We start from the raw sequence: 23,816 nt of genomic DNA on the forward strand, positions 1-23,816 counted from the left end.
ATCACGATTGGCCTTTCGAAAAAATATTTTTAATCACTCTGCATCCATTGGACTCGGGCACATACCAAAACGTGATGTTCGGAAGTTTTTTACCCTTCTGGATGGCAGTAAAATGGTTACATGAGATTTTCGGATAGTCGATACCGCCGTCAAAAAGCTGGTTGCATCGGAGTATCCTGAGTGTGGAGGAAAAAAGTGCTTTGAAAATGTTTGGATTGGTTTGAATCTGCCATTTGGCATACTCGGAGCAGGTCGGGTAGTATCGGCAGCTTCCAAATCCCAAAAGTGTCAAATACTTCTGGTAAAACTTCAAAGATCCCGATAGTACCTCTCTGATCATCTCATAGCCTCATTGCCAATATCCAATCGTTTGATCGCCCGTCTGAACGCTTTTTCAAGCTCGCTGAAAGGAACGTCGAGTATCGGTGGCTTCGCCACCAGGACATACTCGCCATCTTTCAGCATCGGGGCCATCCTCAAAAAAAGTGCCCGAAGCCGACGTTTGGCCCGGGCCCGCTTGACGGCATTGCCGATCTTTTTACTGGCGACAAAGCCGACACTGCATCCCCTCTTAGGTACCGCAAAAAGCACAAACGCCTTGTCATGCCAGCGCTTGTTCGATTTGTAAACCCTGTTGAAGTCGGCGGTACGCTTGAGAGAATCGAAGTGAATTAAACCGCCAATCGCTTACGACCTTTGGCACGGCGTGCATTGATGATCTTGCGTCCGTTTTTGGTCTTCATGCGTGTTCGGAAACCGTGTGTACGCTTACGCGGAGTGTTATGTGGCTGATAGGTTCGTTTCATCTATCTGTCCTTTACCTGTTTAGATTTAAGCCCGATATTTTAATTAAAATTCGCTTAATAGGAGATTAGGGGGTTCTTGTAACGAAGAACGTTTTTTGCACTTCAACAGGAGTCGATATGTAAACGGACTCGGTTGTCACCCTGCCTTTGAAAGAGATGGCCCAGTCTCGATGACATACCACCGTTCTATGCCCTGTCGGTTTTACACTTTTCTGTTTCTATACCATGATGAGCCTCTTCTCTCCTGCATCCGGTTACCAGGATCCAGCGACTACATTTTAACGGCCGGGGGATGTTTTGGAACAATAGCATCGTATAATAGCATAGACGAATAGAAGGTAAAGGCTATATGGAAATCGTGGATTCACAAATTCTTGACCGGCTCATCGATGGCGACAAAAAGTGCTGGAACCGGTTTGTCGTAGAGTCGGCATCGCTGATCAGAGCCATGGTATACAAAACGATGTCTGCCTATACCACCGTGAATCCATCGGAGGTCGATGATGCCGTGCAAAACGTCTATTTCAGACTTTTGAAAGATGATTGCAGGTTGCTCAAAAGCTACGACAGAGAGAAGGCATCGCTTTCAACCTGGCTCGGGCTCATCAGCCGAAGCGTGACGATCGATCTGATTCGAAAAAGAAGAAACCATCTTTCGCTCGACGAAGATCTGGCATCACCGCAACAGCATGCAATTCCCACCGATGGCACCATCGATTTGCCCAAAGGGTTGCTTTCCGAAAGACAGGAGCTGATACTGCGCATGCTCTTCGACAAAGAGATGGGGCCGGATGAAGTCGCGGATGTTTTAGGCGTAGAGATTCAAACCGTCCGTAGCGCGAAACACAAGGCAATCGAAAAACTGAGAAGATATTACGAGGCCACACATAAGGAAAAATCATGAATGAAAAAGCTCTCTGGGAAGCATTCAAAAACGACAAAAACGCCGTTTTGCAACAATGCCCCGACATCAACGACCTGGCCGCCTATATCGACAATCGGCTGAGCGACGATGAAAAGAAGAAGATGGAAGAGCACCTCAACAACTGTCCGAAGTGTCTGGAGAGTGTGCTTGCCATAAAGCAGTTGCAATACGACATCCCCGCGCATCTGGAAGATATTTCCAAAGCACAGGCTCTTTTGGTTGCAAAATCTACCGCCAATGAACCTACAAAAAGGTTCCCCGCTTCATGGATGGCCGCATCGGTGGTTTTCGTTCTGCTTTCGTTCGGCGGCTATGTCGCGGGAAAAGGCACCTATATGGCAACGGATGAGACACTGCAGGCTTTTTTGGAAAACGACTTGCAACCCATCGCTTCGGTTATGGGTGAAACTACGATACCTGACTTTTTCGAATTGGGAGAGATACAATGAAAACGAAACTGCTTTTGATCCTTTTGGCGGCTTCACTGGGGTTCAATATTTTTTTCACCATCGGCTATTTCAGTGCCAAAAAGCATCTTGGCAAGGCAAAAACGTTTGAAGCGCGGGTTGCCCTGGCAGCCGAAAAACTCTCTCTCGATGAACGACAGAAAAATCAGCTCTTTTCGATCATTAAAACATCGCGCGAAAAAATACAGCAGCTGAAACGGGATCAGAAAAAAACCGTACAGCTCTTCAAGTCGGAATTCGAAAAGTCGTCCCCCGATATCGAGAGACTCAAAAAGGCAATGCGTAAGATCGAGAACGAGCGAAAGCGGGTGCGAAGCGAAATCGCCGCACAATGGAAAACGTTCTTCGAATCACTCTCGGACAAACAGCGAAAGAGAGTCATGAACATGCTTGCCAGACATCCGGAACTCAGAAAAAGACTTCTGATACCCTCCATGGGAACAGACCGTGCGATTTGACGAAGCAAGACATCTGCTCAGCCGTACATCGTTCGGCATCCGTCCAGAAGATCTGACAACGATGCAAACTTTTTCATACGAAGAGGGGGTGGAAAGTCTACTCGACAAACATTATGATGCAACAGCGGTCGAAGCTCCGCAATGGATTGGTGAACCACTTTTAAAAAGACGCATCAAAGATCTTTCCCCGACAGAGCGTGCCGCACTCAGACAAAAACAGAGGAAGAAAGGCATCGAACTCAAAATCTGGTGGTATGAACGCATGGTAACGGCGGAAGACCAGCTCAGGGAGTGGATGACACGTTTCTGGCACGGTCATTTCACATCCGAACTCAAAAAGGTCAAATGGCCCATTTTGATGTATCGCCAGAACGTCCTCTTTCGAAAACATGCTCTTGGAAATTTCGCCACGCTGCTGCATGCCGTAGCCAAAGACGGCGCGATGATCATCTACCTCGATACGATCCGCAATAAAAAAGGGCATCCCAACGAAAATTTCGGCAGAGAGCTTCTGGAACTTTTCACGCTCGGAGAGGGGCACTACAGCGAATCGGACATCAAAAACGCAGCCCGCGCTTTTAGCGGATGGAGCCTGAAACGCAGCAGCGGCGCATTCCGTTTTGTCGGGAAGAACCACGACGATGGAATAAAATATTTTTTGGGTCAGACGGGTCGTTTTGGCGGTGAAGAGATTATCGACATCATCCTCAAGCAGTACCAAACGGCCCGTTTTGTCTCGGGAAAGCTTTTCAAAGCCCTGGTCGGGAAAGAACCCGATCCGCTAACGGAAAAAGAGATCGCCGGCATCTTTTACGACAGCGGCTATGCCATCAAACCTCTGCTTCGTGCCATTCTTCTTTCCGATGCATTCAGAAACCCGAAAAACCGCGGCATGATGATCAAGTCTCCTGCGGAATTGATCGCCGGGACGATGCGTGCTTTCAATCTCTCGCCAAAAACCCCAAAAAGAGTGGCAAGACTCGGGAAGATGCTCGGAGAGGACCTCTTCGATCCGCCCGGCGTCAAAGGCTATTTCGAAGGCGAAGCGTGGATCACAACCGCTTCGCTTCTGATGCGGATCAATCTGATGCATAACGCTGCCCGCCGGATACGAGACAAACTCCCTGCCGGGTACGAAAATGGCAATCGGCTCAAAGGGCTGCTTCTTCCGACAAATCCAGCAAAACCGTTTCCCTCCGGATCTGCCGAAAGTATCCTGGCGGCATGTCTGACGGACCCGGCCTACCAGCTCAAATAGGAGTAAAAAAATGGATCGGAGAGATTTCATCAAACTGGGCACCACCGCCGCTTCTGCACTCTTTTTCAATTCTGCTCTGTTTGCCGACGTGAAGAGAGACAACGAAAAAATTCTCATTCTTTTGGAACTCAAAGGCGGAAACGACGGTCTGAATACAATCGTACCGACAGGCAGCGAATATACGATCTATCGGAACGTACGTCCGACACTCGCGCTGGATCGTACCGATATCCTTCCGCTCGACGCCAAATCGGGCATGCACCCATCGTTGCAGTCGCTCTATCCGTTGTGGAAATCGAAAACCATGGCCATTGTGCAAGGTGTCGGATACCCGGATCCGAACCGTTCGCATTTCAAATCGATCGCCATCTACAACACCGCCACTTCGGACAACCACACCCACAGAGGATGGATCGACCGAATATTCGAACCTATCAGACCGGATGAAGCCATTTTTGCACGAGGAATCGCAATGGGAAACCGTGAACTCGGCCCACTATACGGAAAGAGGGTTCGGGCCGTCACGATGGACTCTCCCAAACGCTATTTAAAGCAGGCCCAAATCGTGGAGGCCATAGAAAAACGGACATCTCATCCTATGCTCTCCCACATCATCGATATCGAAAACGAGATCGCAACCACTTCAAAAGCGCTTGAAAGCAGACTCCACGGGCACTGCAGCACGTTGACCGGTTTTCCCAAAACGAAACTCGGCCGCGATTTCAAACATATCGCACAACTGATCGCCTGCGGTGTCCGGACACCGGTCTATAAAGTGACGCACGATGGATTCGACACCCACGTCAACCAAAAAGAGAAACACGGCCGACGGCTGAAGGAGTTTGCCGATGCCGTCGCATCGTTTGAAAATACGATGAAAACAATCGGTCGATGGAACGATGTCGTCGTCATGACCTACTCGGAATTCGGCCGTAGAGTTGCCGAAAACGGCGGCCGTGGAACGGACCATGGCACGGCATCTGTGCAGTTCGTTTTCGGCGGCAGCGTCAGGGGTGGATTCTACGGCAGAGAGCCCTCGCTCGAAAGACTCGACAAAAACGGCGATCTGATCTACACCACCGATTTCCGATCACTCTACAAAAACGTTGCGCTCCACTGCTTCGGCAAAACCCCCGATTTTCTCGCTTCCTACCCTTTTCTAAATATTTTTTCATGAATTTTTCCAACCGGGGGATGTTTTCCATCTCCCGTACGTATAAAGAGTAAGAACCCATCGAAGATGGGATCTATCCAACACCCAAAGGAGAAAAAAATGAAAACGACAAAACTTATGGCAGCGACCCTGGCGATCGGCGCATTGCTCTGTGCACCCTCTTTGATGGCAAAAGAGGGCAAGGTTCATGGCAAAGGAAGGGTTCATGGCAGCGGTGCCATTCACGGAACCGGCGTAGCCCATGGCAAAGGTGCGTTCAAAGGAAGCGGTACCGCCCACGGAAGCGGTGTTGTCATCTATCGCGGAAAAGATGGGAAGATTCATCATAAACGAGGAACCGGTACCGTTTCGGGCAAAGGCATCGTCATCGGTAAAGGTACCGTCGCAGGAAAAGGCAAAGGTATCGGCAAAGGATGGGCAGCGGGAAAAGGCGGAGCCAAAGGCTTCTGACCCTTCTATCAGCGATTTTAGCGAAAGAAGAAGCAAGCCGGGAAATTCCCGGCTTCACTTTGTAGGTTTTACGAATTGATCTTGACAAGGATCTCGTTGTTCTGTGCATCGAAGACGACACTGTCACCCTCTTTGACTTTGTCTTCGAGGATGAGCTCGGCGAGTCTGTCTTCGACAAGTTCATAGAGCGCACGTTTGAGCGGGCGTGCGCCGTAGACCGGATCGAAGCCGGCCTGGGCGATGAGCGATTTGGCGCTGTCGGTGAGCGCAACTTTGATGTCGCGCTCTTTGAGTTTTTCCTGGATATTTCTGAAGAGAATATCCACGATCTTCGTAATCGCCGCCTGATCGAGCGGGTTGAAGATGACCATGTCGTCCAGTCGGTTCAGGAACTCGGGCTTGAAGTACATCTTCAGCTCGTCCTTGACCGCCTTTTCGCGATCTTCCGGATCTTTGAACTCCATGATCTTGTCGCTCGCGATGTTGGACGTGAGGATGATGATGGTGTTTCTGAAATCCACCGTCACACCTTTGTTGTCCGTCAGTCGACCGTCGTCCAGCACCTGCAACAAGACGTTGAAGACATCCGGATGCGCCTTCTCGATCTCGTCGAAAAGAATGACGCTGTACGGTTTGCGGCGCACCGCTTCGGTCAGCTGTCCGCCCTCTTCGTATCCGACGTATCCCGGAGGCGCACCGACAAGGCGGCTCACCGCGTGTTTCTCCATGTATTCGCTCATGTCGATACGGATGAGCGATTTCTCGGTATCGAAGAGGAACTTCGCCAATGTTTTGGCGGTCTGGGTCTTACCGACACCGGTCGGTCCGAGGAAGAGGAAACTTCCGATCGGCCTGTTCTGTTCGCTAAGGCCCGCTTTGTTACGCTTGATGGCACGTGCGACCGCTTTGATCGCCGCTTCCTGTCCGACGACATCCTGTGCAAGAACCTCTTCGACATGCAGGATCTTCTCTTTTTCGCTCTGCAGCATCTTGGTCACAGGGATCTGCGTCCAGCGGCTGACGATCTTGGCGATCGCCTCTTCGTCGACACTGTTTTTAAGCAGTGTGCCCTCTTCCTGCATTCGCGCCCACTGCTCGTTGAGCTGTTTCAACTGCTCTTCGAGCTGTGGAATCTTGCCGTATTCGATCTCGGCGGCTTTGTTGTAGTCGCCGTTTCGTTTGGCCATCTCCGCTTCGTTTCGAAGCTTGTCGATATCGACCTTGATCTGCGCGATCTCGTTGAAGACCTTCTTCTCGGTCTCGAATTGCGCTTCGAGCTTGCGGCGCTTCTCTTCGAGGTCGGCCAGCTCTTTTTCTATCTCTCCCAGACGCGCTTCGTTTTTCTTGGACTCTTCCATCATCAGCGCCTCTTTTTCGACCTGCAGCTGGCTGATCTCGCGTTTGACGCGGGCAAGCTCGGTCGGCTCGCTCTCGATCTGCATCTTCAGCTCCGCCGCTGCCTCGTCGATCAGGTCGATCGCCTTGTCCGGAAGGTAGCGGTCGGTGATGTAGCGGGCCGAGAGCTTCGCCGCCGCGACAAGCGCGCTGTCGAGAATCGTGACGTTGTGGTGCGCCTCGAGGCGCTCACGCAACCCGCGCAGAATCTGCAGCGCCTGGTTGATGCTCGGTTCGTTGACATGGACCGGCTGGAATCGTCGCTGCAGCGCCGCGTCTTTTTCGAAATACTTGCGGTACTCTTTGAGCGTCGTCGCACCGATCGTGTGCAATTCGCCGCGCGCCAGGGCGGGCTTGAGCATGTTCGCGGCATCCATACTTCCTTCAGACGCACCCGCACCGACGATGGTGTGGATCTCGTCGATGAAGAGGATGACGTCGCCACTGTTTTTCACCTCTTCGATAACCGCCTTGAGTCGGTCTTCGAACTCACCGCGGTATTTCGCACCCGCGATCAGCGCACTCATATCGAGCGCGATAACACGCTTGTTCTGGAGGCTCAGCGGCACCTCTTTGTTGACGATGCGCTGTGCCAGTCCTTCGACGATGGCGGTTTTACCGACACCCGGTTCACCGAGTAGAATCGGGTTGTTCTTGGTCTTGCGGATCAAGATCTGCATGACACGCTCGATCTCTTCGTCACGCCCGATCACCGGGTCGAGCTCGCCGTCGATCGCCTTTTTGTTCAGGTCGATACCGTATTTCTCGAGCGCTTCGAGCGTCTCGTCAGCCGTCTGGCTCTCGATTTTCTTGCCTCCACGGATCGCCTCGAAGGTCTTTTTGAGTTCCATCATGTCGACATATTTGCCGAGGACCTCTTTGATCTGCGGATGGTCGAGGTTGGCGAGCAGCCAGGTATCGACCGCAAGGTATTGGTCGCCCTGCTTCGCCATCAAACCTTCGGCTTTTTGCAGGCTCTCCTGCAGTGCGCGGGAAATTTTGATGCTCTCTTTCGTGACGGTCGAAACCTTCGGCAGCTTGTCCGCCACACTCTTGGCTTCGAGCTCGATCGGAGCCTTGTCGATCCCCATCCGGTTGAACGCCTGGTTCAGGACACTTCCACTGTTGGTCAGCAGTGACCAGACCAGATGGACCGGCTCGACCTCCGGGTTTTTGTTGTGCAGCGCGAGGCTCACACCCGATTCGATCGTCTCGGTCATCTGGTGGGTCAGTTTTTCAAAAATGCTCATTCGCAACTCCTTAAGTTTAATCTGTATGAACAAAGATGGTTTCAATCTTTACGCTAATCATAGCGAAACTTTAAAACTTGTTCTGCAACCTAAGTCACATTTCAGTTTTCAACGATCTTCATTCATCAAAAGTGTATGCATTATATCAACTTTAGTGTATTGATGTCAAGGTTGTTTATTGAAATATATAAATGTTTCTAAACTACACAATACAATCTATTGAAATGACGAGCTTTTTTTATTTATCCCTCTTTCAGTGTCAAATCACTATAATATCTCCCACATATTTTATAGATTGCAACGGATCAAACAGATGAAGAAAAAAAGAGGTTTTATCGCAGCGGGATTTCTCTCGACGGCAGCGGCGCTGACACTCATTGCGTCTCCCAACCTGTTCGCCAAAGGCGACGCCAACACCACTGTATCGAAACTCGAAGCGCTCACCAAATTTACGCGGGTCATCGGTACCGTCGAAAAGTACTATGTCGACGACCTCACCATCAACGAAATCATCAACAAGGCGATCAAAGGGCTCATGGCCAATCTCGATGCCCACTCCTCTTTCCTCGATGCCAAAAGTTTCAAAGAGATGAAGATCCAGACCAGTGGCGAATTCGGCGGCCTCGGAGTCACGGTCGGCATGCGTGACGGCGCACTCACTGTCATCGCACCGCTCGAAGGGACACCGGCATACAAAGCCGGGCTCAAAGCGGGTGACATCATTCTCAAAATCAACGATAAATCGACGCTCAACATGACCTTGGACGAAGCGGTTTCGTTGATGCGTGGCAAACCGAAAACAAAAATCACACTGACAATCGTCCGCAAAAACGAGCCGAAACCGATCGTCGTGACGATTATCCGCGACATAATCAAGATCCAATCCGTCTATACCAAGAAGGTCGGCAACGACATTCTCTACGTGCGCATCGTCTCCTTCGACAAAAAAGTGGTGAAGGACATCAAGAAAGCACTCGCGGACAACCCCAGTGCGAAAGGGCTCATCCTCGACCTGCGCAACAACCCCGGCGGTCTGCTCGACCAGGCTGTCGGTACGGTCGATCTCTTTGTCGACAAAGGCGTCATCGTTTCGCAGAAAGGGCGTGTCAAAGATGAAAACGAAATCTTTAAAGCACATGAAAAAGGGACCTACAGAAAGATTCCGATGGTCGTACTCGTCAATGGCGGGAGTGCCAGTGCCAGTGAAATCGTAAGCGGATCGTTACAGGATCACCGCCGCGCTGTCGTCATCGGTGAAAAGACCTTTGGTAAAGGCAGCGTTCAGATCATCATGCCGATCAACAAAACCGAAGCACTCCGTTTGACGATCGCACGCTATTATCTGCCCAGCGGCCGGACCATTCAGGCGGTTGGTGTAACACCCGACATCCTCGTACCATTCGGCAAAGTGACGGTCGAAGAGAATGCATTCTCGATCAAAGAGGCGGAACTCAAAAAACACCTCGAGAGCGAACTGGAAAAGATCGAGACGAAAGGTACCGATAGAACGAAAACGAAAAAATTGACACCGAAAAAAGAGAGAGTGATTACGAAAGAGGACCTTTACAACGACAACCAGCTCAAAGAGGGTGTGGACATTCTCAGAGCACTCATCATTACACAGGAGAAGAAATGACCAAGAAAGAACTGCTTTACGAAGGCAAAGCGAAGCGTCTCTATACGACTGATGATCCGGAACTGTTGATTGCGGAGTTCAAGGACGACCTGACCGCGTTCAACGGAGAAAAGCACGATCAAGAAGCCGGCAAAGGTGCATTGAACAACAAAATAAGCACCGAACTTTTCAAACTGCTTGAAAGCGCTGGCATCCCGACCCATTTCGTCGATATGCCCGACGAAAATCACATGCTGGTCAAAAAAGTCGACATCATCCTGATCGAAGTCGTCGTCCGCAATATCGCCACCGGCAGCCTCACCAAACGTCTGGGGATCGAGGACGGTACGAAACTTCCGTTCACACTCGTCGAGTTTTATTACAAGCGTGACGACCTCGGCGACCCGCTCATCAACGACGAGCACTGCATCATCCTCGACCTGGTAAAAAACGAAGGCGACCTCGAAGAGCTCAAACGCCTCGGACGCGAGATCAATACGATCCTCAAAGCGTTTTTTGCCAAAAAAGGGCTCAATCTCGTCGACTTCAAAGTGGAATTCGGCTACGACAGTGAAGGCAAAATCATCCTCGCCGATGAGATCAGCCCCGACAGCTGCCGTTTCTGGGATATGGAGACCAACGAAAAACTGGACAAAGACCGTTTCCGCCAGGGACTCGGAAGTGTCAAAGTCGCCTATGAAGAAGTCCTTAAACGCATACTTGGAGAGAACAAATGAAAGCAATCGTCAATGTCTACTTGAAAGAAGGGGTCCTCGATCCGCAAGGAAAAGCGGTTCACCACGCACTCGGGGCACTCGGGTTCGAAGATGTAGAGAATGTCCGTGTCGGCAAACAGATCGTCCTGGATATCAAAGCCGACTCGATGAAAGCGGCGGAGAAAGAGGTCGAAAAGATGTGTGAAACACTGCTTGCCAATACCGTCATCGAAGACTACAGCATCGAGATCGTGCAATGAACGTGACGGTTCTGCAGTTCCCCGGTACCAACTGCGAGTTCGATACGAAGTACGCTTTCGAGCACCTTGAACAGCGGGTGACCATCGTATGGCACGAAGAGGAGATGATTCCTGCCAATACGGACCTCGTCGTCGTACCCGGCGGTTTCAGTTACGGCGATTACCTGCGCAGCGGTGCCATTGCACGTTTCAGTCCCATCATGAAGGCGGTCAAATCCTACGCGGACAACGGCGGCTATGTGCTCGGCATCTGCAACGGTTTCCAGATTCTGCTCGAAAGTCATCTCCTGCCGGGCGCGATGAAGCGCAATGAAAACCTCCACTTCATTTCGAAACATCAGTACCTCAAAGTGGAAAACAACGACAACCGTTTCCTTCGAAAGTGTGAAGTGGGCGAGCGGCTCAACATTCCCATCGCGCATGCTGAAGGCAACTACTTCATCGAAGAGGATGGTCTCAAAGCCCTCTACGACAATGGTCAGGTCCTTTTGACCTATTGTGACAGGGAAGGGAATCCGGAAAATCCGAACGGTTCGGTCGCGAATATCGCCGGTATCTGCAACAAAGAGAAGAACGTTTTCGGGCTGATGCCCCACCCCGAACGCGCGATGGAGACGATTTTGGGCTCTGCAGACGGTATCAGAATGCTCGAAGGGTTTCTGAGCTAAGTGTTACGCTTTATCGTTTTATCACTCCTTCTTCTCGGTTCGGTCCTTTTTGCCGAACCTTCCGTCTTCCCCGACTCGGAGCCTGACGACACCTCGTTTTTCATGCAGATGGAAGGGGGGAATTCCACTGACAGCGTCGAGGAGATAACGGAAGAAGAATCTACAGAAAACTTGATCTATCTCGGTTTCGAAAAGCTTCCGAAGAAGCTCTATGTGGGAGAGATATTCCCTGTCACGCTGAAAGTCACCTCGCTTGTCAAAGACCGTCTCTATACTGTTACACTTGAAGATGGCAAAGATGTCATCCTGATCCAGGAACCCGAACTTATCGAACCCAAAGCGATCAACCATCTCACCTTCTATTTCAAAGCGACCGGTACCTCCCTCAAACTTCCGGATTTCGTCGTAAGCTACGAAGACGATCCAGAAAGAGTTTACCGTATTGAAGGGAATAAGATCCGGGCTGTCCGGCTCAATCCTCCCCGGGATTTTTGCGGTGTACTGGCACAAAAGTTTTCTCTCGTCAACTATCAGGCATCGACCTATACAAAAGAGAGTAATATCCTCGCCCTTCAGCTCTCCGTTGCCTACGGCAACTATGACGATTTTCATCTGCCACGCTCCGCCAATCAGGGAATCGACTCATACAGCGGCGATCTGAACGACACCACACTCTTTTATTACGCTGTCTATCCCACCGAAGTCGAACAGGTCGAGTTCAGTTACTTCAATCTTTCCAAAAACAGATATGAAAAGTTCCAGGTACCCATTATCGTCAAACGCAGCAGTGTGAGTACCCAAAGCAATCTCGACCCGCAGGAGAGTGAATTTACCAAATTCAAAATAGCTGCGACCGCCATGCTGATCTTTATCTGGCTCATTTTGTGGATGACGAGAAAGGGGTGGGTCTATCCGATCCTGATTCTTCTTGCGGCTGCATACCTACTCACCTATCTCATACCGCTCAAAAGCGTATGCATACGGCCCGATACGACACTCTACCTGCTTCCTACCCCACAAAGTACACCGTTTATGCAGCTTTACGAACAGACCACGGCGAAAGAGATGAACAAAAACGGCGGATATACCAAAGTCCGACTGCCGAACAACACAATAGGATGGGTTAAAAATGAAGATCTTTGCACGTATTAGATTCTACTATTCCGCCTTGGTTATCTCGCTGATTGTGAGTGTGATGATAAAACTTCTCTACCTCTTTCCAAAATATAAAAGCCAAATCCTCCATTACGGCAACAAAACCATGCTTGCATTGATGTTCGCCAAAGTCGAGACGGTCGGTAAGCCGGACGAACGGGCACAGCTCTATCTCATCAACCACCAGGGCATCGTAGACATCATCACACTTGAAGCAATACTGAACAAAAATCTCAACTGGGTGGCCAAAAAAGAGCTTTTTGAAGTGCCATGGTTCGGTCTTCTTCTCAAAAACGCGGAGATGATCGCCGTCGACCGCGAAGATAAGCGAGGCCTCATCAAGCTGATGAAGGATATCAAACATTCGATCGAGGATCTGCACCGGCCCGTCGCCATCTTTCCTGAAGGTACACGCGCCAAAGGACAGAAACTGCTCCCATTCAAAGAGGGAGCGAAGTTCGTCGCCGAAAAGTTCGGCCTGATCGTCCAGCCGGTGGTGATCGTCGGCAGCAAACGCGTTGTCAACGAACATGAGAAGACGTCGATCGGCGGAGATCTCAAAGTGATTTTCCTTCCCTCCATCGATGTCAAAAACGCACCGGAAAACTGGTACGACAAACTGCGTGAAGATATGCAGAGGAGAATCGACCAGGAACTCGAAACTCACACGATCAGCCGATAAAGGAGAAACGGAATGGACGGGAAAATCAGGAAGAATATACGCAGCGGTATGACGGTGGCCATTGTTTTGAAAGAGGACCAGAAGAGCGGTAGGCTCACAGATGGTGTCGTACGCGACATACTGACAAAATCACCCAACCATCCCCACGGCATCAAGGTACGTCTCACCACTGGAGAGGTCGGCCGTGTCAAAAAAATCTACTAGTACCCGGAGACGGTGCAAATCGTGCACCTCTATCCTCATGGTGATCAACTGGATTTGTTCTCAGCTTCCATTGCATCTATTTCGGCACGGCAGGTTTTGATTTTCAATTTGATCTTCTCCATCTCCTCTTGTACGAACCCGGCATCGTAGTCGTTGTCGCACCACTCGAGTTCCTCTTTTTTCTTTCGGTATTTCACTTTTAGCTTCTCGATCATCGTTTCCAGCTCTTCCAACGTCGGTTTATCCATACAGAGGCTCCTTCTCTTCTTATAGTTCTACGACTCTGTCGCTGCACCATTTCGCAAGATCGCGGTCGTGCGTAATCATCAGGATACCTACCCGGTCCAGGGTTTCAAGCAGCAATCTCATGACATCGAGCTGAATGAGATTGTCGAGTGCCGATGTGGGTTCATCGGCAAGCAGAAGGCGGGGCTTCATCAAGAGTGCGCGCAGAATGGAAGCGCGCTGCAGCTGGCCGCCGGAGAGCTCATGCGGTCTCTTCTCGAGCAGTTCACGTGCAAAACCCATCTGCTCGCAAAGCTCATTCATCCCTTCCAAAGGGGCGACATCCGCTATCTGATTTTCAATGGTGTAGGTCGGATGAAACGAGCTGTAAGGGTCCTGGAAGACTTGTGAAAAAGGAGCTTTCTCGATCACGCCCGCCATCGGCTTGAGATTGCCTGCGATCAGTTCGAACAGTGTGCTCTTCCCGCTGCCGCTTGGACCGAGAATCGTAACGATCTCACCCGCATACAGTGTCAGTGAAAAATTTCGATACAGCAACTTCTCTTCGCTATAACCGAATGTCAGATCCTCGATCTTCAAGACAACCTCTTTGGCCATGATTTAGCGGATCTGCCCTTCCCCGTAAACTTTGTACTTGTAGGTCGTCAGATCGTTGATGCCCATCGGCCCGCGGGCGTGGAGTTTGTTGGTGCTGATGCCCACCTCGGCACCGAATCCAAAGGCCCCGCCGTCGGTAAAGCGGGTCGAGGCGTTGACATAGACACATGCCGCATCGACTTCGTTCAGAAACTTTTCGGCCGCCCGATGATTGTTTGTCAAAATCGCTTCGGAGTGGCCCGATCCGTAGCGACGGATATGGGCGATCGCTTCGTCGACATCTTTGACCACTTTGATAGAGAGGGTATTGGCAAGGTATTCGGTATCGAAATCCTCTTCCGTGGCTGCATCGACGTCGATGATCTTTTGCGTCGCATCATCTCCGAGAAGCTTTGTCGACTCGGCATCGAACGCCGCTTTGAGTTTTGGAAGCATCTCTTTGGCGATCGCTTCGTCGACGATCAGCGTCTCCATCGCGTTACAGACACCAGGGCGCTGACATTTGGCGTTTATCGCAATTTTGATCGCCTCGTCGAAGTCGGCATCTTTATGGATATAGGTGTGGCAGAGACCCTTGTCGTGTTTGACCACCGGTACTGTCGCGTTGTCGTTGACGAAGCGTATCAGCGCCTCACCGCCACGCGGTATGATGAGATCGACATACTTGTCCATTTTGATCAGCTTCGCCACCCCTTCGCGGCTACCGTCGGGAAGAAGGCTGATGAGTGCTTTTGGAAGGCCCTCCGCTTCGAGAGCCTTTTGAATCACTTTCGCTATCGCTTCATTGCTCTGCTGCGCCTCTTTACCGCCTTTGAGAATCGCGACATTGCCGCTTTTGAAACAGAGTGCCGCCGCATCGCTCGTAACGTTGGGGCGGGACTCGTAGATGATTCCGATGACACCGATCGGGATAGAGACTTTTTCGATGCGCAGACCGTTGTCGGTCACCCATCCCTCCAGTATGCGTCCCACCGGCTCTTTAAGAGCCGCAATTTCACGTACCGCCTGTGCCATCGCTTCGATACGGCTCTCATCGAGGTAGAGGCGATCCATCAAGGCAGAAGAGAGGTTATTGCGCTCTCCCTCTTCCATGTCGAACTTGTTATGTTCGATGATAAGTGCGCTGTTTTCTACGAGCGCATCTGCAATTTTGTTCAATACCCGGTTTTTCACCTCTCCGCTGAGCGTTGCCAGCGTCGATGCGGCGGCCTTGGCCTCTTTCAGGTAATTCTCCATCATCTCCTCCTGTTGTTTAATAGATCTTTCAGACTCTCCATAGGGTCCTTGCCCTCCAAAATAGCGTAGACTTCATTCGCGATGGGCAGATAGATATCGTTTGTCTTTGCAATGGTATGAAGCGCTTTCGCCGTACCCACCCCTTCGGCCACTTCACCGAGCTCTTCCAGAATTTCGTCGAGTGTTTTTCCCTCCGCAAGGCCCAGGCCGACACGAAAGTTTCGGGAGAGTTTACTGCTTGCCGTCAAAAAGAGGTCTCCCGCACCGCTGAGTGACAAAAAGGTCTCCTCGTTGGCACCGAATTCGCGTCCAAATCGCGCCATCTCGACAAGCCCTCGGGCGATAAGGCTCGCACGCGCGTTTTCACCAAGTTTCAAACCATCGCAAATTCCGCCGGCAATCGCAATGACATTTTTGTAGGCACCGCCTATTTCGGCACCGATGACGTCGGTGCTCACATAGGTTTTGATGAAGTCGGGGAAAGCTTCGCTCCATGCCGTGGCCGCCAGCCGGTTATGGCTATTCAGGACAAGTGCCGTAGGCAGGCCTTCCATCACTTCCTTGGCGAATGACGGTCCGCTGAGATAGGTCAGATGGGTACGTGGTACGAATGCTTCATAAATTTCATTCAAAAAGGCTCCTGTTTCGGCCTCGATCCCTTTTGCGGCGACCAGGATGTTATGGTCTCCCATACCGTAATGTTTCCCAAGCCATTCGCGGACGGCCTGCGCGGGAATGGCCATGACGATATTTTCTATCTCCATCGCAGCATCGAGTGATACAAAACCTGGAATATCCCGTTCGGTTCTGGAGGTGATGACGACCTCGCATTTCTGACGCAGTGCATACGCAAGCGCCTGTCCCCACTTTCCAGCACCGATTACAGCGATTTTTTTCATTTTCTCTCCGTCAGCATGGTGTAAAACTTTTCAAGTGCCGTACTCTCGCCAAGCAGAACCAGGATATCTCCGGCATCGAATTTGTGGTTGATGCCCCGTGAAACGAAGATAAAATCTTCTCCAAGCTCTTTGTCCGTTATCCCGATCAAAATCAGGCCATACTCCCTGAAATCGATCTCATATACATACTTGCTTTCCAGAAACGAGTTCGGCGGTATTTCGATCTCTTCGATACTGATGCCGTTGTCGACATAGATGATCTCATCAAGCACGCGTGTCACCGCCGGGCGGGTGATGATATCCACGATCCTGTTGGCGCTCGACTCATAAAGATCGATCACTTTGTCCGCACCGATAAATTTCAATTTCCGTGTATTCTCGGCCGATGTCGAAACGGAGATGATCGTCGAATCGGTCGAAATACTTTTGAGTGAAAGAACCAGAAATATATTGAGCGACATGTCGTCCATGGAACAGAAGAGTATCTTTCCGTTGAGGCCGAGCTCTTCGAGCGCTGTATCGTCGGTCATATCGATATGAAAAGAGGTGACGACACCATCCTCCTTCGCCCTCTCTATCGCCTCCTCACGGCTGTCCGCAACGATGATGTTGGAAAAGTTGGCCGAAAGCATCTCATAGACTCTGTGCCCGAGCTTGCCGTATCCGAAAAGGATGATTTCACGCGTTTCTTGATTTGAACCTAACACTTTGTTCCAACCTTCCCTTGAAATCCGCGATGCTTACACTGTAACCCATCACGACAAGTATATCACCTGCCTTGAGTATTGTCTCTTCAGCCGGATTGAAGATAATGTAATGGCTCTTTCTGTCACTGCTTTCCAACCGTTTCAATACGGCCAGAAGGACCAGCCTGTTGGAGGAAAAATCGAAATCGCCGACTGTCGCACCATCGAGAAACGAACCCAGTTTAATCTCCACTTCATCGATGCGTGCCGTCCTTTTTTGGGTCAGAATCGCCTGTAACGCTTCGAAAGCGACCGGCTGGCCGATGTAGACAGCACCGAGGAGGCCCGCAATCTCTTCGGGCATGATCAGATGATTGGCACCTGCTAGTTTCAACTTTTTGGCGACACTCTTGTCACTGCAACGCGAAATAATCTCCACATCCTTGCAAAGGCTCCGGGCATTGATCGTGATAAAGACGTTGATAATGTCGTCGTGTGTGACACATATGACAGATTTTACATTGTCGCAAAGCTTCAGTTTCAGCAGCGTAGCGCTTTTCGTCGCATCGGCCCGCAGAACGTTGAAGCCGTCGAGCTCCGCTTTCTCCACTTTTGCGGGATCGAGCTCGATTACCAGAAAGTTTTCTCCTGCCTCCTGCAGCTTTTTCGAGACCAGCTGCCCGATCTTACCGTACCCGCACACGAGGTTGAGATTTCTTTTTTTCATGATCTGGTTCATGACGCGCGTCTCTTTGATTTCGGGAAGCTTTTCGCTGAATGCGGAAACGATGATCGATGTTAAAAATGAAATGGCCCCGATACCGGTAAGAATTATCAGCATCGAGACGGCGCGCCCTTCGGTCGTCACGGGTGCTATGTCACCGTAACCGACGGTCGTAATCGTGACGAGTGCCCAATAGACGGCATCGAAAAGACCTTCGATGTGGGGGTTGATTCCGTTGCCTTCGAAGACGTAGATCATCACCGATGCGATCAGTGTAAAAAAGGCAAGCAGCGTCACAAGGGTATAGAGTTCGACCCTTTTGCTGCGGAGAATATCGAAAAACTGCAGAAGGCTTTTGCTGTAACGGAGCATCTTGAAAGCCCTGAAAAGGACAAAGACGCGAAGCACCCTGATTTCACGGTAACTCGGCAAAATGGCGACCAGATCGATAAGTGCCGGGACCGAAATGATGTAGGCCCATTTCTGCGCTGCGATCTCTTTAAAAACTTTGGAGAGTTTGAACGGCTTTTCGAAAAACTCCGACTCCTCGTACTCTGCGATAATCACTTTGTGCATGTCGTCATGCACCCATAGCCGCAAAAGATATTCGACGATGAAGATGCTCGTAACGATATAGAGGTCGTAATAGTCAAGCCATGCCGCCACATGCTCACGCACGTCGATTACCAGAATGGTAACGCTCGAAAGAATAATAGCGACCATAAAAAGATCGAAATATTTTTTGTAGGGATAGTCGTCGTTGTTCAGCAGATCGTTGAAAAAACGTTTGATCCGCTGATAGCGCGGCGCACTCTCCAGGAAATAGGAGAACGCGACGAGGTATTTGATCAGAAGTCGTTTCAAGAGTTCAGACGCTCTTTTAACAGTTGATTGACTTTGGCGGGATTCGCGGAGCCTTTCGAAGCCTTCATCACCTGTCCGACGAAGAAGCCGAAGAGTTTCTCTTTACCGCTTCTGTACTCATCGACTTTCTCCTGATTGTTCGCTAGCACTTCGTCGATGAGCGCGAGGATGGCACCGTCGTCGCTCACCTGCTTCAGCCCAAGTTTTTCGATCGCGTCGTCGACATCGGCACCAGGGTGTTCGAAGAGATAGTCGAGAACCTCTTTTCCAGCCTTTCCGCTGATCGTACTCTCTTCGATACGTTTGACGATCATGGCGAGCTGTTTGGCGGTGACAGGAGAGGTCTCGAGCGTCATACCGCCTTTGAGACGTCCTTGCAATTCGATCGTCAGCCACTTCGCCGCCTCTTTGGGATTGGCGCCTGCGTCGATCATCTCTTCGAAGAAACGCGCCATCTCCACTTCGGAGGTAATGACAACGGCATCGTACTCGCGAATACCGAAATCTTTGACATAACGTGCACGTTTGGCATCGGGCATCTCGGGGATATGCTTCGCCTCTTCGATCATCTCTTCATCGAGAATGACCGGCAGAAGGTCGGGTTCAGGAAAGTAGCGATAATCGGCACTGTCCTCTTTACCGCGCATCGAGCGGGTTTCTCCTTTGACAGTGTCGAAAAGCCTGGTCTCTTGCCATACCTCTTCGTCGTATACACCGTCTTCCCAAGCCTCGATCTGACGCTCCACTTCATAACCGATTGCTTGATGGATGAACCGGAAGCTGTTCATATTCTTGATCTCGACACGGGTGTAGAGCTTTTCATCCCCTTTGGGGCGGATCGAGACGTTGACGTCACAGCGGAACGATCCCTCCTGCATATTCGCATCACTGATGCCGAGGTAGCGCACAATCGCATGCAGTTTCTTGAGGTAGCGTACCGCCTCGTCGGCGCTTCTCATATCGGGTTCGCTGACGATCTCTAGCAGCGGCGTACCGGCACGATTGAGATCGACCAGCGAATGGTCTCCTTCATGGGTATTTTTCCCGGCATCCTCTTCGAGATGGGCCCGGGTAATACCGATACGCTTCTGACTCCCGTCGTCGAAGTCGATCATCAAATGGCCGTTTTCGACGATCGGTATCTCGAACTGGCTGATCTGATATCCCTTCGGAAGGTCGGGGTAGAAGTAGTTTTTGCGGTTGAATACCGACTTCCTGTGAACCGTCGCGTCCACGGCGTTGCCAAACATCATCGCCTTCTTGACAGCCTCTTTGTTCAAAACCGGAAGCGCACCGGGCAGGCCGAGACAGACCGGGCATGTATGCGTATTCTGCCGATCGGCAAAACTGGTGGCGCAGTTACAGAAAATTTTCGTTTTGGTGTTGAGCTGGACATGCACTTCCAACCCGATGATCACTTCGAACATATTGGACATATTGGGGAGTTCCTTGAAAAATATTTTTATTCTACAAAATAGCGTATCGACGCAAAACCGTCAGCTCCGGCACCTTCGACGGCCCCTATCTGTTCATCGGTCACGATGCCGCCAAGTGCGAAGAGTTTGATAGATATTTTATCTTTAATTTCTTTTAACTTCTCTAAACCTTTCGGTTCCCCTTTGCCGGGCGTGGGGAATATGGGGCTGAATGTCACTGCATCGGCACCCTCTTGCTCTGCTTCGACCGCTTCATCGAGTGTATGGGTACTGACGATCGTCCAGAGTCCGAGCGACTTCGCGTGGGAAATCCTGCCGAAGGCATTGGAGGGAAGATGGATCCCATCCGCCCCCAGCGATGCCGCCAGGCATTCGTCGGAATGAAGCAAAAATTTCGTTTCGGGAAAGTGCGGTTTGAGCGAGAGAAAACTTCTGGCCAATGTTTCATAATCGGATGTCTGTTTGTCTCTCAAAACCACCATATCGATAGCGTGGAAGCGTAAAATCCGTTCGAGGAACCGACTGAAAAAAAGAGGATCCGAACTGTAATAGCTCGGATCAGTGATCGCGTAGCGCAGCATCGTCGAAAGACTCCAGCGAGACTTTGATCGATTCGAGGATCTTTGTCTGGCGCCTGAGTTCTCTCATCTTTTCAAACTGCAAGGCTGCGACTTCCAGCAAAACGACAAAGAGGAGGCCGAAAAGAGAACCGACAAGGGCGGCCATCAGTGCGATGACGATACCGAAAGGAAAAAAGGACCAGAAAAGAAAAGCGGCGCCGAGCAGGACAAGAGCCCAGGCGGCACCGAGAAGAAAGCTGATAATCGTTTCAGCGAGTGTCTGTCTCAAAAAGCGCTCCGTAGGTTTACAGCGCTTCCTCTTCCAGCAATACGGCTCCTGCGAGATAGACGTAGGTCAAAATCATAAAGATGAATGCCTGCAGAATCGCGGAAAATGTCAGAAGCAAAAATGCGGGAAGAGGCACGATCCACGGTGCAAGCATCAGAAGAACCCACAAAAAGAGGTCATCACCCTTGATGTTACCGAAGAGTCGGAATGAAAGCGAGATGATACGCGAAATATGAGAGACGATCTCGATAGGGAACATGAGTGGAGCCAGCCACTTGACCGGTCCCATAAAGTGGGCGAAATAATGTACGACACCATGTCGGCGAATACCTTCGAAGTTGTAGTAGATAAAGACAATGAGCGCCAGTGTCAGCGTCATGTTGATGTTGCCGGTCGGAGACTCGAAACCGGGAATGATACCCAGTACATTCGCGATGAAGACGATAATACCGATCGTCGCGACAAGCGGAAGATACTTTTTCGCATTCGTTTCACCGATGACGTCTCGTCCCATGGCAATGATACCCTGAAGATAAGCCTCCATGATATTCTGTGTTCCCGTCGGAACGAGCTTCAACGATTTTGTGGCCATTTTCGCAAGCAGAAGTGCCAGAATGGCTGTCAGAAGTACATGTGTCGTGAAGATGAACCCATGTGAGTGGTTGAGGGCTCCAAAAAAGGTAAATACACCTTCCATTCGTCTTCCTTTGATATAAATTTGTGCGATTTTAGCATAAGGTCCATTAATCGGGCTTTAATACTCCTCTTATAACTCTGTTTTTTTCCTGTCCCAACCGGTAGAGTGCGAAATCGTACTTCACAGGATCTTCCGGACAAAATCTCTTGAGTGCCTGCGTCAACTCCACCGCCGCTTTCCAGTCATAGGTTTTCCGTTTCAACAGTCCGAGCGAACGGCCCACCTGAAACGTATGGGTATCGAGAGGAATGACGAGATCGGCTTTCGACACTTCGGTCCACAACCCCAGATCGAGCGTATCCTTTCGGACCAGCCATCGAAGAAACATCATCCAGCGTTTGTAGGGACTTGTCGGCTTGCCGTTTTTCGGAATCGAGCCAACGAGAAAACGGTAGCCCCTGCTCTCGTATCGATTCAACATGCCGAAACGTTCGATCAATGAAAAAATACCATCGAGTACCTTCCGCTCTTTCTCATACCCTTTTAAAAAAGTCTCTTTCATTTCGCCCTGCCCCAGCCGGCTCAGCATCAAAAAGACCTGAATAACATCTTCCGTGGATTGAAAGCGGTAGTAACGGTTCGAAAGTTGTTTCCGTATCGTGGCTTCGTCACTGTCAAGAAGCGAAAAGTCGAGCGAGCGGAGAAACTTGACGATATTTTGCGCATTCCCGTACCCAAAAAGTGCGCAGAGCAGAATGGCCCGCGCATCTTCCAGCCCGCATGCCACCTGCAGGGGATCGGCGGCACCGCCGATCAGCTCGGCCGGATCGTTGCGCTTCGCCGCTTCGCTTTCGAGCCGATCACGCAAGCCGATAGAAACGTTTTCGTTCACTCGATCCTCCGATTTGCATCTGTTTACGGTACTTCGTAACGGTCCGTCTCACCATCTTGACGCCAAATTTCGCCTCGATCATCTCGAGCAGTTTCTGATCGCTCAGCGGCTTGTTTCGATCTTCGCTCGCAATCGCTTCGGTAATGAACCGTTTGATCGAGGCGTTGCTCACCTCCTCGTCGATGCCGGCAGTGAAAAAACTCTTCATCGGAAAGATACCACGGTCACACATAAGGTATTTGTTGGCGATGGCACGGGAGATCGTGGAAGGATTGTGGTCGAACTCTTCGGCGATATCTTTGAGTTTCATCGGACGAATGTCGCCGCCGTGGAAAAAATCGTACTGAAATTCGACGATCATCAGCCCTATTTTGTAGAGTGTGGCCTTGCGCATCTGCAGTGCATCGATAAGATCGCGTGCCTCTTTGATCTTTTTGCGTACGAAAGCGTGGTCACATCCATCCTCTTCGATATGGATATCGGGATAAAAGGCATCGTTGATCGCGACGTCGATCCCCTCCGACGTCGTCGTGATGACGAGATCCGGAATAATGGGAACGGAAGCTTCGAGCGTCTCGATGGCCGGCGGATTTTTGAATGTGCGGATCACCTTCAGCGCCGCTTCATAGTCGTTATGGCCCCGAAAGCGGCCAATGTTCTCGAAATCCTCCAGCATCTGTTCCACAAGCGAATAAATCGGCTCTTCAACCCCACTCTGACGCAGCTGAAAAAGCATCGCTTCGGGTGCGTTCAGCGCACCGACTCCCGGCGGATCGAGATAGGCAAAACGGTGTCGAATCTTTTCAACCTGCGACGATGAGATTCCGAACCTCTCGGCAATCGCTTCGATCTCACCTTCGAAGTACCCCTCCGAACCGATCTCTTCGATGAGCGCATAAGCGACCGATTCGCTGAGCGGCGTAGGGAAAAGGGGTGCGTTGATCTGTTCGTAAAGAAGTTCATAAATCGATTTTCGATGCACAGTCAGTGCTTCGATCGCTTCACTGCTCGAGGAACGGTCGCCATGGTAAAGGACCTTTTTGGTAAAAATGGCGGAGAACTGCGACTCGAATCCGGAGCGGACTTCCATATAGGGATTCTCTTTTTCATACGCTTTGAGCTCTTCTTCGAGCTCTTCGAGGCCTGCCTGCAATATAGGGAGCCAACTGCGCAGAGTGTTTGAAAGTTTTGTCTTGGTCTGAACACTCTGGCTCTGACGGAGTCTCACGTTACCCTTCTCTCCTGGTGATTTCGTTCATTTCAAATG

29 protein-coding genes are annotated in these 23,816 nt (G+C 50.6%); 13 read left to right on the forward strand and 16 right to left on the reverse strand.

Translation table 11 applies throughout. The features are described 5' to 3' along the window. Position 1: 1 nt before the first annotated feature. From yidD to rpmH, 3 genes are read right to left on the reverse strand one after another with little or no spacing between them, the layout of a single operon-like run. Positions 2-337, reverse strand: a complete 336-nt coding sequence (yidD, locus tag QUD54_RS01865; protein ID WP_406600581.1) for a membrane protein insertion efficiency factor YidD — start codon at positions 335-337, stop codon at positions 2-4. Further along, positions 337-684 (reverse strand): ribonuclease P protein component, encoded by a 348-nt coding sequence (rnpA, locus tag QUD54_RS01870; protein ID WP_320051971.1) that lies wholly within the window; start codon positions 682-684, stop codon positions 337-339. Before rnpA ends, yidD begins: the two co-directional genes overlap by 1 nt. Next, entirely contained in the window at positions 672-806 is a 135-nt protein-coding gene (gene rpmH / locus QUD54_RS01875; protein ID WP_092911990.1) for a 50S ribosomal protein L34, read from the reverse strand. Before rpmH ends, rnpA begins: the two co-directional genes overlap by 13 nt. A 349-nt stretch (positions 807-1,155) precedes the next feature. On the opposite strand from rpmH, the gene QUD54_RS01880 reads away from it, so the two are divergent. The 6 genes from QUD54_RS01880 to QUD54_RS01905 all read left to right on the forward strand — a co-directional run bounded on the left by QUD54_RS01880 (position 1,156) and on the right by QUD54_RS01905 (position 5,538). Further along, the gene (locus tag QUD54_RS01880) at positions 1,156-1,710 is read left to right on the forward strand and encodes an RNA polymerase sigma factor (protein ID WP_286337267.1); all 555 of its coding nucleotides are present in this window, start codon (positions 1,156-1,158) and stop codon (positions 1,708-1,710) included. Next, positions 1,707-2,180: an anti-sigma factor family protein gene (locus QUD54_RS01885; protein ID WP_286337268.1), complete on the forward strand. Its 474-nt coding sequence runs from the start codon at positions 1,707-1,709 to the stop codon at positions 2,178-2,180. Before QUD54_RS01880 ends, QUD54_RS01885 begins: the two co-directional genes overlap by 4 nt. Then, on the forward strand, positions 2,177-2,656 hold the full coding sequence (locus QUD54_RS01890) for a Spy/CpxP family protein refolding chaperone (RefSeq protein ID WP_286337269.1): 480 nt from the start codon (positions 2,177-2,179) through the stop codon (positions 2,654-2,656). The genes QUD54_RS01885 and QUD54_RS01890 overlap by 4 nt, the downstream gene beginning before the upstream one ends. After that, positions 2,646-3,914 (forward strand): DUF1800 domain-containing protein, encoded by a 1,269-nt coding sequence (locus QUD54_RS01895; protein WP_286337270.1) that lies wholly within the window; start codon positions 2,646-2,648, stop codon positions 3,912-3,914. Before QUD54_RS01890 ends, QUD54_RS01895 begins: the two co-directional genes overlap by 11 nt. 10 nt (positions 3,915-3,924) lie before the next feature. Then, positions 3,925-5,091 carry a DUF1501 domain-containing protein gene (locus QUD54_RS01900; RefSeq protein ID WP_286337271.1) on the forward strand — a complete coding sequence of 389 codons (1,167 nt, stop codon included), beginning with the start codon at positions 3,925-3,927 and terminating at the stop codon, positions 5,089-5,091. A gap of 96 nt (positions 5,092-5,187) precedes the next feature. Then, positions 5,188-5,538 carry a hypothetical protein gene (locus QUD54_RS01905; RefSeq protein ID WP_286337272.1) on the forward strand — a complete coding sequence of 117 codons (351 nt, stop codon included), beginning with the start codon at positions 5,188-5,190 and terminating at the stop codon, positions 5,536-5,538. Positions 5,539-5,606: 68 nt separating this feature from the next. Here QUD54_RS01905 and QUD54_RS01910 read toward each other — a convergent pair whose 3' ends face one another. Next, complete coding sequence (locus QUD54_RS01910) at positions 5,607-8,183, reverse strand: ATP-dependent Clp protease ATP-binding subunit (protein ID WP_286337273.1); 2,577 nt, start codon at positions 8,181-8,183, stop codon at positions 5,607-5,609. A gap of 313 nt (positions 8,184-8,496) precedes the next feature. Here QUD54_RS01910 and QUD54_RS01915 point away from each other — a divergent pair, with 313 nt between their 5' ends. From QUD54_RS01915 to QUD54_RS01945, 7 genes are read left to right on the forward strand one after another with little or no spacing between them, the layout of a single operon-like run. Beyond that, positions 8,497-9,819, forward strand: a complete 1,323-nt coding sequence (locus QUD54_RS01915) for a S41 family peptidase (RefSeq protein ID WP_286337274.1) — start codon at positions 8,497-8,499, stop codon at positions 9,817-9,819. After that, the gene (purC, locus tag QUD54_RS01920; protein ID WP_286337275.1) at positions 9,816-10,535 is read left to right on the forward strand and encodes a phosphoribosylaminoimidazolesuccinocarboxamide synthase; all 720 of its coding nucleotides are present in this window, start codon (positions 9,816-9,818) and stop codon (positions 10,533-10,535) included. The genes QUD54_RS01915 and purC overlap by 4 nt, the downstream gene beginning before the upstream one ends. After that, positions 10,532-10,774 (forward strand): phosphoribosylformylglycinamidine synthase subunit PurS, encoded by a 243-nt coding sequence (purS, locus tag QUD54_RS01925; RefSeq protein ID WP_286337276.1) that lies wholly within the window; start codon positions 10,532-10,534, stop codon positions 10,772-10,774. The genes purC and purS overlap by 4 nt, the downstream gene beginning before the upstream one ends. Next, positions 10,771-11,442: a phosphoribosylformylglycinamidine synthase subunit PurQ gene (purQ, locus tag QUD54_RS01930; protein ID WP_286337277.1), complete on the forward strand. Its 672-nt coding sequence runs from the start codon at positions 10,771-10,773 to the stop codon at positions 11,440-11,442. Before purS ends, purQ begins: the two co-directional genes overlap by 4 nt. Further along, on the forward strand, positions 11,443-12,594 hold the full coding sequence (locus tag QUD54_RS01935; RefSeq protein WP_286337278.1) for an SH3 domain-containing protein: 1,152 nt from the start codon (positions 11,443-11,445) through the stop codon (positions 12,592-12,594). Further along, a complete protein-coding gene (locus tag QUD54_RS01940; RefSeq protein ID WP_286337279.1) occupies positions 12,572-13,279 on the forward strand; it encodes a lysophospholipid acyltransferase family protein in 708 nt (235 codons plus the stop codon). Before QUD54_RS01935 ends, QUD54_RS01940 begins: the two co-directional genes overlap by 23 nt. 12 nt (positions 13,280-13,291) lie before the next feature. After that, the gene (locus QUD54_RS01945) at positions 13,292-13,483 is read left to right on the forward strand and encodes a YwbE family protein (RefSeq protein WP_286337280.1); all 192 of its coding nucleotides are present in this window, start codon (positions 13,292-13,294) and stop codon (positions 13,481-13,483) included. A 44-nt stretch (positions 13,484-13,527) separates the two neighbouring features. Here QUD54_RS01945 and QUD54_RS01950 read toward each other — a convergent pair whose 3' ends face one another. From QUD54_RS01950 to QUD54_RS02005, 12 genes are read right to left on the reverse strand one after another with little or no spacing between them, the layout of a single operon-like run. After that, entirely contained in the window at positions 13,528-13,731 is a 204-nt protein-coding gene (locus QUD54_RS01950; RefSeq protein ID WP_286337281.1) for a hypothetical protein, read from the reverse strand. Between the two features lie 19 nt (positions 13,732-13,750). Beyond that, the gene (locus tag QUD54_RS01955; RefSeq protein WP_286337282.1) at positions 13,751-14,326 is read right to left on the reverse strand and encodes an ATP-binding cassette domain-containing protein; all 576 of its coding nucleotides are present in this window, start codon (positions 14,324-14,326) and stop codon (positions 13,751-13,753) included. A 3-nt stretch (positions 14,327-14,329) separates the two neighbouring features. After that, positions 14,330-15,562, reverse strand: a complete 1,233-nt coding sequence (locus tag QUD54_RS01960) for a glutamate-5-semialdehyde dehydrogenase (RefSeq protein WP_286337991.1) — start codon at positions 15,560-15,562, stop codon at positions 14,330-14,332. Next, positions 15,562-16,461: an NAD(P)H-dependent glycerol-3-phosphate dehydrogenase gene (locus QUD54_RS01965; RefSeq protein ID WP_286337283.1), complete on the reverse strand. Its 900-nt coding sequence runs from the start codon at positions 16,459-16,461 to the stop codon at positions 15,562-15,564. Before QUD54_RS01965 ends, QUD54_RS01960 begins: the two co-directional genes overlap by 1 nt. After that, positions 16,458-17,168 carry a potassium channel family protein gene (locus tag QUD54_RS01970; protein ID WP_286337284.1) on the reverse strand — a complete coding sequence of 237 codons (711 nt, stop codon included), beginning with the start codon at positions 17,166-17,168 and terminating at the stop codon, positions 16,458-16,460. The genes QUD54_RS01965 and QUD54_RS01970 overlap by 4 nt, the downstream gene beginning before the upstream one ends. Then, positions 17,140-18,735, reverse strand: a complete 1,596-nt coding sequence (locus tag QUD54_RS01975; protein WP_286337285.1) for a potassium channel protein — start codon at positions 18,733-18,735, stop codon at positions 17,140-17,142. The genes QUD54_RS01970 and QUD54_RS01975 overlap by 29 nt, the downstream gene beginning before the upstream one ends. After that, positions 18,732-20,162: an Asp-tRNA(Asn)/Glu-tRNA(Gln) amidotransferase subunit GatB gene (gene gatB, locus QUD54_RS01980; RefSeq protein WP_286337992.1), complete on the reverse strand. Its 1,431-nt coding sequence runs from the start codon at positions 20,160-20,162 to the stop codon at positions 18,732-18,734. The genes QUD54_RS01975 and gatB overlap by 4 nt, the downstream gene beginning before the upstream one ends. A 35-nt stretch (positions 20,163-20,197) precedes the next feature. Further along, positions 20,198-20,752 carry a thiamine phosphate synthase gene (locus QUD54_RS01985; protein ID WP_286337286.1) on the reverse strand — a complete coding sequence of 185 codons (555 nt, stop codon included), beginning with the start codon at positions 20,750-20,752 and terminating at the stop codon, positions 20,198-20,200. Continuing rightward, positions 20,730-21,020, reverse strand: coding sequence for a hypothetical protein (locus QUD54_RS01990; RefSeq protein ID WP_286337287.1), 291 nt, complete (start codon positions 21,018-21,020; stop codon positions 20,730-20,732). The genes QUD54_RS01985 and QUD54_RS01990 overlap by 23 nt, the downstream gene beginning before the upstream one ends. A 16-nt stretch (positions 21,021-21,036) precedes the next feature. Next, positions 21,037-21,717 carry a F0F1 ATP synthase subunit A gene (locus tag QUD54_RS01995; protein WP_286337288.1) on the reverse strand — a complete coding sequence of 227 codons (681 nt, stop codon included), beginning with the start codon at positions 21,715-21,717 and terminating at the stop codon, positions 21,037-21,039. Positions 21,718-21,763: 46 nt separating this feature from the next. Further along, positions 21,764-22,549 (reverse strand): TIGR02757 family protein, encoded by a 786-nt coding sequence (locus tag QUD54_RS02000; protein WP_286337289.1) that lies wholly within the window; start codon positions 22,547-22,549, stop codon positions 21,764-21,766. Further along, positions 22,518-23,777 carry an RNA polymerase factor sigma-54 gene (locus QUD54_RS02005; protein WP_286337290.1) on the reverse strand — a complete coding sequence of 420 codons (1,260 nt, stop codon included), beginning with the start codon at positions 23,775-23,777 and terminating at the stop codon, positions 22,518-22,520. The genes QUD54_RS02000 and QUD54_RS02005 overlap by 32 nt, the downstream gene beginning before the upstream one ends. Between the last annotated feature and the right edge of the window lie 39 nt (positions 23,778-23,816).

It is taken from the genome of Hydrogenimonas cancrithermarum (assembly GCF_030296055.1).
Classification (GTDB): domain Bacteria; phylum Campylobacterota; class Campylobacteria; order Campylobacterales; family Hydrogenimonadaceae; genus Hydrogenimonas; species Hydrogenimonas cancrithermarum.

Bases quoted from the DNA above. Each gene is read 5' to 3' on its own strand.
- rpmH (WP_092911990.1), bottom strand. From the start codon at position 806: ATGAAACGAACCTATCAGCCACATAACACTCCGCGTAAGCGTACACAC.
- QUD54_RS01880 (WP_286337267.1), top strand. From the start codon at position 1,156: ATGGAAATCGTGGATTCACAAATTCTTGACCGGCTCATCGATGGCGAC.
- QUD54_RS01885 (WP_286337268.1), top strand. From the start codon at position 1,707: ATGAATGAAAAAGCTCTCTGGGAAGCATTCAAAAACGACAAAAACGCC.
- QUD54_RS01890 (WP_286337269.1), top strand. From the start codon at position 2,177: ATGAAAACGAAACTGCTTTTGATCCTTTTGGCGGCTTCACTGGGGTTC.
- QUD54_RS01900 (WP_286337271.1), top strand. From the start codon at position 3,925: ATGGATCGGAGAGATTTCATCAAACTGGGCACCACCGCCGCTTCTGCA.
- QUD54_RS01905 (WP_286337272.1), top strand. From the start codon at position 5,188: ATGAAAACGACAAAACTTATGGCAGCGACCCTGGCGATCGGCGCATTG.
- QUD54_RS01910 (WP_286337273.1), bottom strand. From the start codon at position 8,183: ATGAGCATTTTTGAAAAACTGACCCACCAGATGACCGAGACGATCGAA.
- QUD54_RS01915 (WP_286337274.1), top strand. From the start codon at position 8,497: ATGAAGAAAAAAAGAGGTTTTATCGCAGCGGGATTTCTCTCGACGGCA.
- purC (WP_286337275.1), top strand. From the start codon at position 9,816: ATGACCAAGAAAGAACTGCTTTACGAAGGCAAAGCGAAGCGTCTCTAT.
- purS (WP_286337276.1), top strand. From the start codon at position 10,532: ATGAAAGCAATCGTCAATGTCTACTTGAAAGAAGGGGTCCTCGATCCG.
- purQ (WP_286337277.1), top strand. From the start codon at position 10,771: ATGAACGTGACGGTTCTGCAGTTCCCCGGTACCAACTGCGAGTTCGAT.
- QUD54_RS01940 (WP_286337279.1), top strand. From the start codon at position 12,572: ATGAAGATCTTTGCACGTATTAGATTCTACTATTCCGCCTTGGTTATC.
- QUD54_RS01945 (WP_286337280.1), top strand. From the start codon at position 13,292: ATGGACGGGAAAATCAGGAAGAATATACGCAGCGGTATGACGGTGGCC.
- QUD54_RS01950 (WP_286337281.1), bottom strand. From the start codon at position 13,731: ATGGATAAACCGACGTTGGAAGAGCTGGAAACGATGATCGAGAAGCTA.
- QUD54_RS01955 (WP_286337282.1), bottom strand. From the start codon at position 14,326: ATGGCCAAAGAGGTTGTCTTGAAGATCGAGGATCTGACATTCGGTTAT.
- QUD54_RS01960 (WP_286337991.1), bottom strand. From the start codon at position 15,562: ATGGAGAATTACCTGAAAGAGGCCAAGGCCGCCGCATCGACGCTGGCA.
- QUD54_RS01965 (WP_286337283.1), bottom strand. From the start codon at position 16,461: ATGAAAAAAATCGCTGTAATCGGTGCTGGAAAGTGGGGACAGGCGCTT.
- gatB (WP_286337992.1), bottom strand. From the start codon at position 20,162: ATGTTCGAAGTGATCATCGGGTTGGAAGTGCATGTCCAGCTCAACACC.
- QUD54_RS01985 (WP_286337286.1), bottom strand. From the start codon at position 20,752: ATGCTGCGCTACGCGATCACTGATCCGAGCTATTACAGTTCGGATCCT.
- QUD54_RS01995 (WP_286337288.1), bottom strand. From the start codon at position 21,717: ATGGAAGGTGTATTTACCTTTTTTGGAGCCCTCAACCACTCACATGGG.